The organism is Mitsuokella sp. AF33-22, assembly GCF_003475755.1.
In the GTDB taxonomy this organism is placed as follows: domain Bacteria; phylum Bacillota; class Negativicutes; order Selenomonadales; family Selenomonadaceae; genus Mitsuokella.
In genome coordinates this window covers 427-15,321 of the sequence record NZ_QRQA01000023.1, presented here as the reverse complement: position 1 = coordinate 15,321, position 14,895 = coordinate 427, and the positions used below count along the sequence as shown (strand labels likewise).

General features: G+C 57.1%; 17 protein-coding genes. 13 read left to right on the top strand and 4 right to left on the bottom strand.

What is annotated here, in order from left to right; translation table 11 throughout:
- Positions 1 to 73: 73 nt before the first annotated feature.
- On the top strand, positions 74 to 1,444 hold the full coding sequence (locus tag DWZ54_RS11555; protein ID WP_118476406.1) for a prolyl oligopeptidase family serine peptidase: 1,371 nt from the start codon (positions 74 to 76) through the stop codon (positions 1,442 to 1,444).
- A 67-nt stretch (positions 1,445 to 1,511) separates the two neighbouring features.
- Here DWZ54_RS11555 and DWZ54_RS11550 read toward each other — a convergent pair whose 3' ends face one another.
- A complete protein-coding gene (locus DWZ54_RS11550; RefSeq protein WP_118476408.1) occupies positions 1,512 to 2,858 on the bottom strand; it encodes an MFS transporter in 1,347 nt (448 codons plus the stop codon).
- 301 nt (positions 2,859 to 3,159) lie between these two features.
- On the opposite strand from DWZ54_RS11550, the gene thiD reads away from it, so the two are divergent.
- Complete coding sequence (gene thiD / locus DWZ54_RS11545; RefSeq protein ID WP_118476410.1) at positions 3,160 to 3,978, top strand: bifunctional hydroxymethylpyrimidine kinase/phosphomethylpyrimidine kinase; 819 nt, start codon at positions 3,160 to 3,162, stop codon at positions 3,976 to 3,978.
- 45 nt (positions 3,979 to 4,023) lie between these two features.
- Positions 4,024 to 5,412 (top strand): GDSL-type esterase/lipase family protein, encoded by a 1,389-nt coding sequence (locus tag DWZ54_RS11540; protein ID WP_118476412.1) that lies wholly within the window; start codon positions 4,024 to 4,026, stop codon positions 5,410 to 5,412.
- 163 nt (positions 5,413 to 5,575) lie between these two features.
- On the opposite strand, the gene DWZ54_RS12095 is transcribed toward DWZ54_RS11540, so the two are convergent.
- The gene (locus DWZ54_RS12095; protein WP_255418153.1) at positions 5,576 to 5,710 is read right to left on the bottom strand and encodes a hypothetical protein; all 135 of its coding nucleotides are present in this window, start codon (positions 5,708 to 5,710) and stop codon (positions 5,576 to 5,578) included.
- 118 nt (positions 5,711 to 5,828) lie between these two features.
- The gene (locus DWZ54_RS11535; protein ID WP_118476414.1) at positions 5,829 to 6,194 is read right to left on the bottom strand and encodes a heavy-metal-associated domain-containing protein; all 366 of its coding nucleotides are present in this window, start codon (positions 6,192 to 6,194) and stop codon (positions 5,829 to 5,831) included.
- Between the two features lie 320 nt (positions 6,195 to 6,514).
- On the opposite strand from DWZ54_RS11535, the gene DWZ54_RS11530 reads away from it, so the two are divergent.
- The 8 genes from DWZ54_RS11530 (at position 6,515) to DWZ54_RS11495 (ending at position 12,259) form a co-directional block, all read left to right on the top strand.
- Positions 6,515 to 7,453: a sugar-binding transcriptional regulator gene (locus tag DWZ54_RS11530; protein ID WP_118476416.1), complete on the top strand. Its 939-nt coding sequence runs from the start codon at positions 6,515 to 6,517 to the stop codon at positions 7,451 to 7,453.
- Positions 7,454 to 7,484: 31 nt separating this feature from the next.
- Positions 7,485 to 7,925 carry a transcriptional regulator GutM gene (locus DWZ54_RS11525; RefSeq protein ID WP_118016316.1) on the top strand — a complete coding sequence of 147 codons (441 nt, stop codon included), beginning with the start codon at positions 7,485 to 7,487 and terminating at the stop codon, positions 7,923 to 7,925.
- Between the two features lie 31 nt (positions 7,926 to 7,956).
- On the top strand, positions 7,957 to 8,511 hold the full coding sequence (locus DWZ54_RS11520) for a PTS glucitol/sorbitol transporter subunit IIC (protein WP_118016317.1): 555 nt from the start codon (positions 7,957 to 7,959) through the stop codon (positions 8,509 to 8,511).
- Positions 8,512 to 8,578: 67 nt separating this feature from the next.
- Entirely contained in the window at positions 8,579 to 9,586 is a 1,008-nt protein-coding gene (locus tag DWZ54_RS11515) for a PTS glucitol/sorbitol transporter subunit IIB (RefSeq protein WP_118476418.1), read from the top strand.
- A gap of 83 nt (positions 9,587 to 9,669) precedes the next feature.
- Positions 9,670 to 10,038, top strand: coding sequence for a PTS glucitol/sorbitol transporter subunit IIA (locus DWZ54_RS11510; protein ID WP_118476420.1), 369 nt, complete (start codon positions 9,670 to 9,672; stop codon positions 10,036 to 10,038).
- 76 nt (positions 10,039 to 10,114) lie between these two features.
- Positions 10,115 to 10,933 carry an SDR family oxidoreductase gene (locus DWZ54_RS11505; protein ID WP_118016320.1) on the top strand — a complete coding sequence of 273 codons (819 nt, stop codon included), beginning with the start codon at positions 10,115 to 10,117 and terminating at the stop codon, positions 10,931 to 10,933.
- Positions 10,934 to 11,022: 89 nt separating this feature from the next.
- The gene (locus DWZ54_RS11500) at positions 11,023 to 11,700 is read left to right on the top strand and encodes a transaldolase family protein (protein WP_118476422.1); all 678 of its coding nucleotides are present in this window, start codon (positions 11,023 to 11,025) and stop codon (positions 11,698 to 11,700) included.
- A gap of 100 nt (positions 11,701 to 11,800) precedes the next feature.
- On the top strand, positions 11,801 to 12,259 hold the full coding sequence (locus DWZ54_RS11495; protein WP_118476424.1) for a methylated-DNA--[protein]-cysteine S-methyltransferase: 459 nt from the start codon (positions 11,801 to 11,803) through the stop codon (positions 12,257 to 12,259).
- A gap of 36 nt (positions 12,260 to 12,295) precedes the next feature.
- On the opposite strand, the gene DWZ54_RS11490 is transcribed toward DWZ54_RS11495, so the two are convergent.
- Positions 12,296 to 12,817: an ECF transporter S component gene (locus DWZ54_RS11490; RefSeq protein ID WP_118476426.1), complete on the bottom strand. Its 522-nt coding sequence runs from the start codon at positions 12,815 to 12,817 to the stop codon at positions 12,296 to 12,298.
- Between the two features lie 136 nt (positions 12,818 to 12,953).
- Between DWZ54_RS11490 and DWZ54_RS11485 the strand changes: the two genes are divergently transcribed.
- Together DWZ54_RS11485 and DWZ54_RS11480 are read left to right on the top strand one after the other, a co-directional pair.
- On the top strand, positions 12,954 to 14,354 hold the full coding sequence (locus DWZ54_RS11485) for a PLP-dependent aminotransferase family protein (protein ID WP_118476428.1): 1,401 nt from the start codon (positions 12,954 to 12,956) through the stop codon (positions 14,352 to 14,354).
- A 123-nt stretch (positions 14,355 to 14,477) separates the two neighbouring features.
- The gene (locus DWZ54_RS11480; RefSeq protein WP_118476430.1) at positions 14,478 to 14,681 is read left to right on the top strand and encodes a twin-arginine translocase TatA/TatE family subunit; all 204 of its coding nucleotides are present in this window, start codon (positions 14,478 to 14,480) and stop codon (positions 14,679 to 14,681) included.
- The last annotated feature ends 214 nt before the right edge of the window (positions 14,682 to 14,895 follow it).

Below are 14,895 nucleotides of genomic sequence, written 5' to 3'. Positions count from 1 at the left end.
TTATAATACCGCTGTAATTCATCGCCTCTAAGATAGGAGTAACGAGTTTTATTTCTATCTTAGAGGTGATTTTTTGTCTTGGAAAAAAGCAATCTTACTGGCCGGCATTGCCACCGGCATGATCTTCCAGGGAAATCCGGGCGTGGAGGCCGCGGCAAAGACGCCTGCGGTCGTGTCGAGCGTGCAGGGCATCGAGCAGGTCACGGTAGTCACGAAGACGTACGGTGACGGGGAACTGCCGGCCTATGTCGTGCTTAAGTATCCGGAATCCCTTGACAGCCGTACGCTCAAGACGTCGGATTTCTCGGTGGAGGGACGCACGATTGAGAAGGTCCAGACGAATACGGAGCCGAATGACGCGCAGGATGTGCCGGGCTGCTACGTGATCCTGAAGCTCCAGCACACGAATACGGCCTTCGACGGCAATCTCGCGCAGCGTGCCAAGAGCGATGACGCCACGAAGCAGGATGCAAACCCGGCTGGCAAAGAAAAGGCCGCAGGCGATACGGGCGTCGATGCGCCGATGGTTTCGGACCGACAGGCACCGGACCTTTCCGTCAAGGTGAGCCAGCTCAAGGACCTTACGGCTCAGAATGGCAAGACGTATGCCGCGTCCTCCACGGTATACAATGCGTCCTCGACCGTTGAGAACGATGTCGACCGCTTTACGCAACATGTCTACAAGGACCCTGCGACGGGCTATGAGATGCCGTACAATCTCTACCTGCCGCAGGATTATGATCCGAACAAGTTGTATCCGCTCGTCTTCTTCGTGGCCGATGCGAGCGCAAACATCAACAACGACAAGACGCCGCTCTTCCAGGGCAATGGCGCGACGGTCTGGACGGAGCCTGCGGAACAGGCCAAGCATCCCTGCATCGTCCTCGCACCGCAGTATACGGACGATCTTGTCAAGAGCATCGGCATGATGACGACGGATGAGAACGTCTGGACGCCGGGGCTCACGCTCGTCACGGACCTCCTGCAGGACGTCATCAGGAATTACGCCGTCGACACCTCGCGCATTTACGGTACGGGTCAGTCACAGGGCGGCATGACGAATATCGCCATCAGCGACCGCTATCCGGATCTTTTTGCCGCGCAGTGGCTCGTCGCCTGCCAGTGGAATGTGCAGGAAATGGCTGCGATGAAGGACAAGACGCTCTGGATCACGGTCTGCTCGGGCGACAACAAGGCTTTCCCCGGCATGAATGAGGCCACGGCGCTCTGGGAGTCTCTCGGCAGTCCCGTCGCGCGCAACGCTTCGCCGTGGTGGGACAGCAAGGCGCCTGTGGCTGACCTCGATCAGAAGGTACGCAATCTTGCCGCACAGGGCAAGAAGATCAATTACACGGTCTTCGCCGACGGCAACCACATGTACACCTGGTCGTTCGCCTATGGCATCGACGCCATCCGTGACTGGCTCTTTGCCCAGAAAAAATAAAAACAGGCAGTAAAAAATCCCGCTGGCCAGGCCAACGGGATTTTTGCTGTTCATGAGAAGGACGAGTTCAGGAATCGAGCGCCGTATCTGTGATTTCCTCGAGCGTCTTTTGTTTGCTTTCCTTGCCGAGTGCCAGGACGACGGCGGAAATGATGACGAAGACGGAGGCGAACATCAGGAAGATCGTGCTCATGCCGAAGGCATTGGCGAGCATGAGGCCGACGAGCATTGGGGCGATCATGCCGCCGATGCGGCCAAAGCCTGCGGCCCAGCCGGAGCCGAGCGCGCGGATGGTCGTCGGATACTGTTCCGGCGTGTAGGTGTAGATGACGCCCCAGGCGCCGAGGTTGAAGAAGCTCATGGCCGCGCCCCAGGCGAGCAGGGCCGAGGCGGAGCCCGCATTGCCGAAGAAGAAGCTGCAGATGCCCGACATCAGCAGAAATAGGGAGAGCGTGTACTTGCGGCCGATGACATCGACGAGCCAGGCAGCTGCATAATAGCCGGGCAGCTGCGCGAGCGTCATGATGAGCACATATTCAAATGTCTTGACAACGGCAAAGCCCTGGGCGAAGACGATGGACGGCAGCCACATGAAGATGCCGTAGTAGCTGAAGACGATGCCGAACCAGGCCAGCCAGAGCATGATCGTGCGCGTGCGGAACGGTTTTGTCCAGAGTGTCGCGAAGCTCGTCGCAGCGGCCTCCGGCTGCTCACGCTCGGCCGGACTCAGCTCCTTGGCAAACGGGCGGCTCTCGACGTGGAGTTTTTGTTCGAGGTCGAGGATGATGGCTTTTGCTTCTTCAATGCGGCCGTGCGAGATCAGGTAGCGCACGGACTCTGGCATGTGCAGGCGGATCAGGAAGACGTAGAGAGCCGGGATCGTGCCGATGACAAACGCAATCTGCCAGCCAAAGCGCGGAATCAGCAGGTAGGCGATGCAGGCGGCGACGAGCCAGCCGACGCCCCAGAAGCTTTCAAGCAGCACGATGAAGCGGCCGCGCAGATGGCTGGGCGCGTATTCGCTCATGAGCGTTGCCGCGACGGGCAGTTCGCCGCCGAGGCCGAAGCCCACGAGGAAGCGGAAGACGAGCAGTGACTCATAGCTCCAGGCCAATGCGCAGAGACCCGTCGAGATGCTGTAGAGCAGCACGGTGATCGTGAAGACTTTCTTGCGGCCGATGCGGTCCGCGACCGTGCCCGCGAGCACGGCGCCGAGTGCCATGCCGATGAGGCCGATGGAGCCGATCCAGCCGGCCTGGGCGGGCGAGAGTCCCCAGTCTTTCGTGAGCACGGGCAGGACGAAAGCGATGAGCCCCGTATCCATGGAGTCAAACAGCCAGCCAAGACCGGTGACCAGCAGCAGTTTGTAGTGAAAAGAGCTGACGGGCAGCTCCTCCAGGCGTTCCAGAATCATGCAAATAACCTCTTTCCCCTTCAAGAAAACAAAAGATGACTTCGTCCATTCAGCTGTCATGACAGCTGAAATACATACTGTATATTTTACGTACTTTTAAGAAAAAAGCAAGGGGAAACCGGCAAACAAGGGAAACCCGCATCAATCGGTAAGACAGTCGAAGAAAATCAATAGTAAACACGTGAAATCCAGACTTTTGTCAGAGCGGAGCAGGAAAAAGGGGAGTGCGCGGCTAATGTTAATACTGTTAATGCAAATCATGGATGAGATACCGTTTGACCGAAGGAAAGGGGAATATTGGATGAAGAAGGTTTTGACGATTGCCGGCAGTGACTCAAGCGGCGGCGCAGGGATCCAGGCGGATCTCAAGACGATGCTGGCACACGGTGTTTTCGGCATGAGCGCCGTCACGGCACTCACGGCACAGAACACGACGGGTGTGCGCATGGTGCAGGAAGCGTCGCCGGAATTCCTGGCGGCCGAGATTGATGCAGTATTTGAGGATATCCGTCCCGATGCCGTCAAGATTGGCATGGTTTCCTCGGCGGCGCTCATCCGTGTGATTGCCGAAAGACTGCATGCCCATAAGGCCGAACACATCGTCGTCGATCCCGTGATGGTCGCGACGAGCGGCGCGAAGCTGCTCCAGGACTCCGCAAGCCTCGCCCTGCAGCAGGAGCTCTTTCCGCTCGCTGAGGTCATCACGCCAAACATTCCTGAGCTCTCGGCCCTGACCGGCCTTACGGTTGACAGCCGTGAGACGATGGTGCAGGCAGCCCGTTCGCTCCATGCCGCAGCCGGCGTCAGCGTGCTGGCCAAGGGCGGCCACTTCGGCGAGGATGCGAGCGACCTGCTCGTCACGGCGGACGAGGAGAAGTGGTTCGCGGCGCCGCGCATCGACAATCCGAATACACATGGCACAGGCTGCACGCTCTCGAGCGCCATCGCCTCGAATCTGGCCAAGGGCTTCCCGTTGACCGAAGCCGTGGGCCTCGCCAAATCATACCTGACGGGGGCGCTGCTTTCCGGCCTCAATCTCGGCAAGGGCAGCGGTCCGCTCAATCACGGCTGGGCTCTGCAGGGCGATTTCTTCATGGTGGAAAAAAATGCCGGAGCGTGATAAGATGGAAACGATATTTTTGGAAGGAAGGTAAAAATTTTCATCATGAAGCATATGAAGCACATGAAGCGAACAATCAAGAAGATGATGCGCCTGGCTGGCTTCTGCTGTCTGGCGGCTGGACTGGCCGTGCCGGCTGTCACACACGCGGCCGCTGCCGATGGCGGGCATGTCACGGCGACCTCGGTCCTCGATGCCAAGGAAGGCCAGCCGGCCGTCACGGAGACGAAGGCTGCGCAGGAAATCGCGGCCGAGGCCAGAGCCGATGGCGGACAGGCACAGGCGGCTGATGTGCACAGCGTGAGCCTTACCTGGCCCGTCGTGCCGGGAGCTGTCAAATATCAGGTGGAAATCCTGCGCTCGCAGCGTGATGATTTGACGGATGTCATCATGACGCAGAATCAGATTTTCACGAATGGCGTCGATATCGACCTGAGCCGCTTTGGCAAGGCGGCCGCTTCGTTCTGGTGGAAGGTGCGTCCGCTTGATTACAGCGGCAATCCGCTGTCCTCGTATTCCGCTCCGCAGCCTGTCACTTCCGGGGTGCTGAATCCGAAGGCCCCGCAGCCGACGGCCGAATACGACCAGATGGATTACGCCGCCGAATACCCCGTTTACTCCTGGATCCCGATGCCCGGCGCCAAGCACCATGAGGTCCAGGTCTACCGCGAGGTAAACGGCAAGGACATGTACGTCAAGACCCTGCAGGGCGGTGAATACGATGTCTACGACTGGGATGCCTACACGACGCCGGGCCGTTACTACTGGCGCGTGCGTTCCGTCGATGAGAATGGCGCAGCCCTAAGTGACTGGTCCGACAAGAGCGGCTTCTCCGTCACGGCCCCGACGCCGATTGCCGCGCTCGGCGACAGCATCACGCACGGCGGCGGCGTCATGAGCGTGCCACCTTCGTACAAGCTCTACAACTGGGAGACGTATGCCGGCGTTCCCATCAAGAACCTCGGTGTCAGCGGCAATACCACGCAGGATATGCTCGACCGCTTCGAGCACGATGTCCTGCCGTTCTCGCCGCGCGTCCTCGTCATCATGGGCGGCGTCAACGACTACCGTGCCGGCACACTGGGCTGGACTGTCGTGCAGCATCTCAAGGCCCTTAAGGAGAAATGTGCGGCCTACGGCATCATCCCCGTCTTCGTGACGCCGACGCCCATCAATCCGGGCCTCATGATCCACCGCGCGGGCATTGAACATCCGACGCCGGACTGGCTCGTGCATCAGCAGTACGTCTGCGACTGGGTCAAGCGTCAGCCGTATTCCGTGGATGTCGCAAGCTCGCTTGCCGATGAGCGCGGCTGGCTCCGCAGCGATTATACGACGGACGGCCTGCACCCCGACTACCAGGCCAAGAAAGAGATGGGCGAGAAGATCGGCCGTTATCTCTCCGCCACGTTCCCTTGGCTGCTCAACTCATAAATCCCGCCTCGATTCCCATAAAAGCAAAATGCCGCAGGCCGGCAGGAGATTCATCCTGACTGGTCCGCGGCATTTTTCATACATAAAAACGTCACATCTCCTTGTCGGATGACGGAGATGTGACGTCTGGCGTCATATGCGCTTGTGCAATGCGACGTATATATTACTGATTATCGCTGTCTTTGCTCATTTCCTTGTAGACGGAAACGATACGTGCGATGAAATCATAGGACTTGGCGCTCTGTTCCCAAATAGCCTGGAATGCGGGATCGTTCATGACTTTTGCAAAGTCTTTCATTTTTTTTGTTACCTCCTAATCTAGTACCAACTTCTAATACTAGATTATAGCAGGTAATAAAAATTTTGCAACCCCATTTGCCCTATAAATTTTCAATGGCCTGATTAATATGTTTTATTTATCCCTTTGCGTGAATGCCGGTAATCGTGTAGCCGCTGCCGGCCAGTGCCTGGCGAATCTCGTCGTCGCTGACCTCGCGCGTCATCTTGAGTACGGCGTGACCACGGTGCAAATTGACCTCGGCGGCTGCGCCGTCAATCGTGTTGAGTGCCTGTTCGACGCGGATCTTGCAGTTGCCGCAGGTCATGCCCTCGATGTCGACGACCTTCTTGCCGATGACCGTGCCGCTGAGTTTTTTGGGCGGGGGCGCCGTGACCGCGCCGCCGCCGCAGCAGCTGCTCTCCCCGCGGAAATGTTTCAGTACGCCCTTGACCGCGAAGAACAATGCGACCAGGACGAGTATGCCAACGATTGCTGTTGCCATGATGATTCCTCCTCATTGTTATGATAATTTAGTTATATACCATAGTGGGGTATATGTCAATACTGGTTATCACTTTCATTATAAAAACAAATCGTATTTTGGCAGACAGGCGGGAAAAAAGATGCTCAACTTATCTTCACATAAGTGACATAGCTTGTGTATATGTGAAGATAAATGAGAAATTTATTGAGAATAACGAAAAACAAGAGAAAAAATGGCTAAAATGATTGTAATTGCAGGGCTATCTTGATAACATAAGACCTGTCAAGAGGATAACAAAAGAGATTAAACATCACATACGTGAAGAAAAGGAAATCAACATGGTGCCAGTTGAAAAGCGAATCTTGATAAAAGCAGCCAATATGTACTATATGGATCATATGAAACAGAGCGAAATCGCGAAACGCATGGGCGTTGACCGCACAACGGTCAGCAAATACCTCAAGAAGGCCCTCGAATACGGCATCGTCACCATCAATGTGGAAAGCGATTCCTACGAGGAGCTCGAGGCTGCGCTTGAACGGCGCTTCGGCCTTCGCGAAGCCTACATCGTATCCAAAAGCTACGATATGCAGGTCATCAAGCGGAACATGGCGCATGCGGGACTCAACCTGCTGCGGCGCATCGTCTCCGACGGTCAGGTCATCGGCCTGGCCTGGGGCACGAGCATCCGGGAATTGACGCGTTGTGCGAGGCGCGAGCGTCTGCCGAAGCTCGATGCGGATTTCGTTCCCATCGACGGCGGCCCGGAACGCATCGACAGCGATCACCACGTCAACACACTGTGCTACGAACTGGCCAATGCGTTCGGTGCGCGCAGCCATTACATCTACGCGCCGGCCATCACGCGCACGGCCGAGATTCGCGAGGCCATCGTCCACGACGTCAACTACGAGAAGATCTCGAATTTCTGGAAACAGCTCGACATTGCCATCGTCGGCATCGGCGCACCGGTCAAATCCTCGAACCTTGTCTGGTCCGGTGATTTCGGCCGCGAGGCCATCGAATCGATGACCCGCACGGGAGCCGTTGGCGAGATCTGCTCCATTTTCTACGACATCAACGGCAAGCCGGTAAAAACGCCGTTTACCGACCGCACGATTGCGGTCCCACTCGAGAAGCTTTCCACCTTGCCGTACAGCATCGGCATGGCCGCTTCGCGGGAGAAAGTACCGGCCATCATGGGAGCCCTCAGGGGCCACCTCATCAATGTCCTGATTACGGACGAAGACACAGCCAAAATCCTGCTCAACGAATGAGCAGGAAAGGATAAAAAAAGGAGGAATTGCTATGCTTTGGACGTTGTTCCTGGCCGCGATTGTGGTCTGGATCCTGCAGACGGTGCTGGGACTCTGGCAGTTTCGCCGCTTCAGCCGTCACGTCAAGGAGCTGCGCGCCATCGGCCGCGTGGCCATCGGCAAGTCGAAGGGACGCATCCTCGCAGGAGCTGTCGTGCTGCTGTGCATCGACAAGGATTGCCGCATCATCCGTGGAGAAATCATGGAGGGTGTCACGATCTTTGCACGCTGCAAGCACTTCCCGGCACTCGAGGGCCTGAGCCTGCTCGAACTTGACGAAACGGTCTGCAAGGGCAGGGGGCTTTCCCGCCAGCAGGTAAAGGCAGCCCTGAGTGCCCGCAAGGACTACCTGGATTACCAGGAACTCCAGCAGGAGCGTGCTCAGGAACAGGCACAGGCTGTGGCAAAGCCTCTTTTAAAGAAATCATCATAAGCTTTTTCAAGGAGAAAAGGAGAGGTAAAACATGGACACACTGGTTTTCTTAGCCCAAGGATTCATCGGCATGTTCAACAAAGGCGGCGAGACCTTCGTCGGCTGGGTAACGGGCATCATTCCGACACTCGTCTGCCTGCTCGTTGCGATGAACTCCATCGTTGCTTTTGTCGGCCAGGAGAAAGTTGAGAAATTCGCGAAGATCTGCGGCGGTAACGTCGTCACGCGTTACATTCTATTGCCTGTCGTCGGTACGTTCTTCTTCTGCAACCCGATGACACTTTCCCTCGGCAAATTCCTGCCGGAGTATTACAAACCATCGTATTACGCATCAGCTTCGGCATCCTGCCACACGTTGAATGGTCTGTTCCCACATGTCGATCCTGCTGAGCTCTTCGTATTCCTCGGCATCGCCAACGGCATCTCGGCTCTCGGCCTGCCGACGGTTGACCTGGCACTGCGTTACTTCCTCATCGGTATCGTCATCAACTTCCTGCGTGGCTGGATCACCGACTTTACAACGGCCTATGTACAGAAGCAGCAGGGTGTAAAACTCAGCAAGGAACTGGTGAAGCTCGAGGGCTGATGGCCACGAGCAAAAAAAATTACTCAAACAATACATCATATGAACATATATGAAGGAGATATGTATCATGGCAGATTATAAAGATGTTGTTGTCACGGCTGGTTCCGGCGGCTTTGGCGGCCCGCTGGTCCTGCATCCGGACGATAAGAAAAACAAGATTGTCAACATCACGGGCGGCGTGGTTTCTCCAGTTTCTCAGAAACTTGCTGAGATGACGGGCTGTGAACTCGTCGACGGCTTCAAGACGAGCGTCCCCGATGATGAAGTCCTGGCTGTCGTCATCGACTGCGGCGGCACGCTGCGCTGCGGCATCTATCCGCAGAAACGCATCAACACGATTAACCTGAACCCGACCGGCCCGAGCGGCCCGCTCGCCCAGTATATCAAACCAGATATCTACGTTTCTGCTGTACGAGAAAAAAATCTGGCTTTCTCAGATGCTTCGGCGACGCCGGCTGCAACATCAGCGGCTGCGCCCAGTGAAACAGCGGTGCCGGCCAGCCAGGTCAAGTATGATACGTCGAAAAAGATTTCGGAACAACAGGGTGGCTTCATGGCCAAGGTCGGTCAGTTTATGGGCGGCATCGTTTCGGTCTTCTATCAGGCCGGCCGTGAGACAATCAACACGATGATCAAGACCATCCTGCCGTTCATGGCCTTCGTCTCGATGCTCATCGGCATCATCCTTTCCACCGGCATCGGCGATGTCATCGCACATCTGCTGGTTCCTCTGGCTGGCAACATCGGCGGCCTCATCATCTTGTCTCTGATCTGCTCCTTCCCGTTCCTTTCTCCGTTCCTTGGACCGGGCGCCGTCATCGCACAGGTCATCGGTGTTCTCATCGGTGTGGAGATCGGCAAGGGAGCCATTCCGCCGCATCTTGCCCTGCCGGCACTTTTCGCCATCAACGCCCAGTGCGCCTGCGACTTCATCCCGGTCGGCCTTGGCCTTGCCGAGGCAGAGGCACAGACCGTTGAAGTCGGTGTGCCGTCCGTCCTTTACTCCCGTTTCATCACGGGCCCGATTTCCGTCGTCCTTGCATGGCTCGCCAGCTTCGGCCTTTATGAGGCATAAGCTGCCGGCTGAACCCCATTAACCCAACTAATCCCCATTAACCCTTTGATTTTGCTTGATTGTCATTCAGGAGGAACACGATCATGAAGAAATATTACAGCACGACAGTACAGGAGCTTGGCGAACAGGTCAACGCCTTCAAGGGCGCGGGCATGCTCATCATGTTCAACGAGAATGCGCCGCAGGAGCTCCGCGAATACTGCATCCTGCACCGCGGCAACAAGCTCGAGGATACGGTGCAGCCCGGTGATATCCTTAAGCTCGGCGATACTTCCTATAAGGTCGTGTTCGTCGGCAATCAGGTGCAGAAGAACCTCAAAGACCTCGGCCACATCACGCTGCGCTTCAATGCCAACAAGGACGGCGAGTCCCTCGAAGGCAGCCTCTACCTTGAGGAGAAGCCGGTCGCCGATGTAGCCCCCGGCGATGAGATTGCAATCTATCGCCCGTAACAGGAACGCAAGATTCGTTACAGACGTTTGGCTACAAACAATAGGATTTTGATTAAGAGAATAGGAGACGATTAATATGACATCCTGGTTGAATCTGGAAGGTAAAACGGCAGTAGTAACGGGCGGTGCATCCGGCATCGGCAAGACGGTCGCCCAGTCGTTCCTCGATAACGGTGCGAACGTCGTGGTCTGCGACATGAACCCGAACGAGCCGGAATTCGAGCTCGGCGAAGGCAAGGGCAAGCTGCTCTACGTCGTGACCGACGTCACGAAGGCCGACAGCGTCAATGCCATGGTCGAGAAGGCCAAGGCAGAATTCGGCAAGCTCGACATCCTCGTCAACAACGCCGGCATCAACATCCCGTGCCTGCTCGTCGACCCGAAGGATCCGCACGGCAAATACGAGCTCAGCGAGAAGATTTACGACAAGGTCACGAGCGTCAACATCAAGGGCGTTTATCTCATGGCACAGGCACTCGGCCATGAATTCGTCAAGAACGGCTCCGGCGTTATCATCAACATGAGCTCCGAGAGCGGCCTTGAAGGCTCCGAGGGCCAGGGCATCTACGCCGCAACCAAGAACGCCGTCAACTCCTTCACGCGTTCCTGGTCGAAAGAGCTCGGCCGCTACAACGTCCGCGTGGTCGGCGTAGCCCCTGGCATCCTCGAGGCGACGGGCCTGCGCACGCTGGCTTATGAGGAAGCACTCTCCTACACGCGCGGCATCACGGTCGATGACCTGCGCAAGGGCTACAAGAGCACGAAGACGACGCCGCTCGGACGCAGCGGCAAGCTCACCGAGGTCGCAAACCTCGTCCTGTTCCTGGCAAGCGACCGTGCTTCCTATATCCATGGCGTTACGTACAACGTGGCCGGCGGCAAGACGAGAGGCTGATTCATTTCACGACAAGGCACAGTCATTCCCCGGAATGGCTGCTGCCTTGCTTGTGGTTTACGAGAAAACGACGAAACAGGGGGATTCCTATGAAACTCATTATCGATGATGCTGATGTCAAGGCTATCCGCCGCATCTGGGACTACTATCCGTGTGCCGGCGTGACGACGAACCCGAGTATCCTGGCCAAGAGCGGCCGGCCGCCGTTTGAGGTGCTGCGTGAGATTCGCGCGATCATCGGCCCGGATGCCCAGCTCCATGCCCAGGTCATCGCCCGTGAGGCTGATGGTATGGTCAAAGATGCCGAGCGCATCGTCAGGGAACTTGGCGACAACACGTACGTCAAGGTGCCGTCGCTGCCGGAGGGTTTCAAGGCGATGAAGGCCCTGCATGCCAAAGGCATCAAAATCACGGCCACGGCCATCTACACGCCGATGCAGGGCTATCTTGCCGGCATGTGCGGCGCGCAGTACGCGGCTCCCTATGTCAACCGCATCGACAATATGGGCTACGACGGCATCAAGGTGGCCTGCGAGATCCACGAGATCTACAAGAAGAATGACATCCCGTGCGAGGTGCTCGCCGCCAGCTTCAAAAACAGCCAGCAGGTCCTCGAGCTCTGCAAATACGGCATCGGCGCGGCCACCGTCGCCTGCTCCGTCATCGACAACTTCGTCAAGAACGCCGCCATCGACGAAGCCGTGGAAGCCTTCATCCACGACTTTGAAGGCCTGACGGCCAAAGGCACGACGATGAGCAGCTGCTGAATCACAGGCACAAAAATGCGACTCCACGCGTATGCTTGGAGTCGTATTTTTGTGCAAGAAATCGTGGTATAATTTGGACAGGAAAGGAGAGATGATACTCATGAATACTGCCTATTATCCGGGCCCGTTCGGGCTCTTCCGCATCGTGGAGGAGGATGCGGTCATCATCGCCATCGACGTCGTGAAGGAAGATGCGGCCGAGGCCGGCGGCGAGCGCACGGAGCTGACGGACCAGGCCGCGCGGGAACTTGCGGAATACCTGGCCGGCAAGCGCCGTGCCTTTACCGTGCCGTATCGCTTCAAGGGGACGCCGTTCCGTCTGCGCGTCTGGCAGGAACTCGTGAAGGTGCCGTACGGTCATACGACGACGTATAAGCAGCTTGCCGAGGCCATCGGGAAGCCGAAGGCATACCATGCCGTCGGTGGCGCCGTCGGAGCCAATCCACTCAGCATCATCGTGCCATGCCACCGCGTCATCGGCAGCGACGGCAGTCTCACGGGCTACGCCTGGGGCCTGCCGATGAAAGAAGCCCTGTTGAAACTCGAGCAGGGCAGGTAACACATAAAACACCGGAGCTTGGCCAGCCGATATCGCTCAGCGGTGCGGCAGAGCCTTCTGGAGCAGCCCGGCCGCGACGACGGCGACAGCCGTGTTGAGCAGTCCTTCGGCGATGAGGCCCGGCGCGGAGGCAAGTCCCGCTGCGAGGCTGTCGTAAAGCAGCGCGCCGAAAAGCGTATAGGCGACAGACATCCAGAGGGAGCCTGCGAGAAAGCCAACCGTCATGCGGGGCAGCGAAGCCGCTTCCTCACGGTCAGGCCGGATGAAGCGCCAGGCGATGTCGGCCATGAAGAATTTGATGACGAGCGTCGGCACGATCCAGAGCGGGAAGCCGCCGAGCAGGTCGGAGAGCGCCGAGCCGAAGCAGGCGGCAAACAGCATCTCTCTGCGTCCGATGAACAGGACCATGAGGAAGATTGCGGCGTCACCGAGATGCGCGTAGCCAAGCGGGATGGGGATGCGCGGCACGAACGTGGCGAGAAAGACGACCGCTGTCATGGCCGCCGCGAGGCAGAGCTGTCGGGTCGTCCAGGACGATTTTGATGCATACGATGTCATGATGATTCCTTCTTTCTTTGTCAAGTGTGTTGACAATAATAGGACTTGTGTCCATCTGAAAGATAGTATATACTGAAATTGACCTTATAGAAATAATCAAAATGTGATAAATAACTAGTATCAGATTGGAGCCATCATGCTGACCTATTCGTTTGAACACCTGGAGGGCGAATCCCTCTATGAGCACCTTTACCGCTGCATCCGCGGCGACATCCTCGCGGGTCGTCTGCGGGCGGGAGAGAAGCTGCCGTCGAAGCGCAGCCTCGCGCGCCAGCTCGGCATCAGCGTGATCACCGTAGAAGGGGCATATGGTCAGTTGGTGGCCGAAGGATATTGTCAGTCTGTCCCGAAAAAAGGCTTTTTCGTGGTCAGGGTCATGGGCGTGCCGCAGGAGAGTCTGCGAAAGGCAGAGCCTGCCGCTGAGCGGGAAGCGCCGCGACCGAGATACTTCGCGGACTTCACGGCCAACAGCCTGCCGCCTGCGGACTTCCCGTTCAAGACCTGGACGCGCCTGCTGCGGCAGGTCATCGCCGGGCAGCCGGAAGCCCTGCTTGAGCGCTCGCCCGGCATGGGCATCCTGAGCCTCCGGGCGACCATCGCCGGTCATCTGCGCAGCTTCCGCGGCCTTGACGTGACGCCCGGTCAGATTGTCATTGGCGCCGGCACCGAATATCTCTACGGCCTGCTCGTGCAGCTTTTGGGACGCGGGAAATGTTTCGGCGTCGAGAATCCCGGCTACGACAAGATCCGCAAGGTCTACCATCGCCACGGCGTCGACTGTGTGCCCGTCGATATGGAGGAAGAAGGAATCTCGCTGCCGGATCTGCAGGCAAAGGCCGTCGATGTGCTTCACATCAGCCCGTCACATCACTTCCCGACGGGCTGCATCACGCCCATCAGCCGCCGCTACGAGCTCCTGGGCTGGGCCAGCGCCGCGCCCGGACGCTATATCATCGAGGACGATTACGACAGCGAATTCCGCCTGACGGGACGCCCCATCCCGACCATGATGGGCATCGATGTCAGCGGCCGCGTCATCTACATGAACACCTTTTCCAAGACGCTGACGCCGACCATCCGCATCAGCTACATGGTACTGCCGGAACGCCTCGTCCGGGACTTTGAGGAAAAGCTCGGCTTCTACAGCTGCACCGTCTCGAACTTCGAGCAGTACACGCTCGCGCGCTTCATCCAGGATGGCTACTTCGAGAAGCATATCAACCGCATGCGCAACAGCTACCGCAAGCGCCGCGAAGCCCTGCTCAAAGCCATGAAAGCGGGCGGCCTGCTCACGCGCGCCGACATCCTCGAACGCGGCTCCGGCCTGCATTTCCTGCTGCGCTTCCACACGAAAAAGAGCGACGAGCAGCTCGAACAGGACTTTGCCGCACACGGCATTCGCATGCGGCCGTTGCACGACTACTATGCGGGTAAGGCTCCCGCTGCCGACCACATCTTCGTGCTCAACTATTCCGGCATGGAAGCCTCCGTGCTGCCGGAAGCCATCGCGCGCATTACGGCCTGCCTCGATGCGTGAGCCGGCGGCATAGATAATCCCTATACGAGCAATAGGCAACGCGTATTTTTCAATACCTTCCATTCGTGATATAATGTCAGAAATGAGTCGTGTTACGTGTTTCGCTGGATGGAGGAAATCACTATGTTAATGGGTCTTACGGTACCGAAACTCTTGCTGATCCTGGGCATCGGCCTCTTGGTCTTCGGCCCGGGCAAATTGCCCCTGGTCGGCAAATCCCTGGGCAAGAGCGTCCGCGAGTTCAAATCGGCTGTCGCCGAGGATGAGAAGCCGGAGCTGAAGCAGCTGGCACAGAGCGAGCAGAAGACGGAAACCGTTGTAAAATAAGAGAATACGAGCCGCACGGGCCCTGTATGCCAAACGCATGCAGGGCCTTTTTGTATGTAGGTTACAGGTGGACACATAAAGATACATAAATTTTCTTTATAAAAGAATAATCGTGCTGTAATATTTATTTTTCAAGGATTCGAGAAGCCAGGAAGCCTTATAGGCAGGAGGGTCAACGTCCTTTATATGCGTATTTCTTAGAAAAACAAAGAAA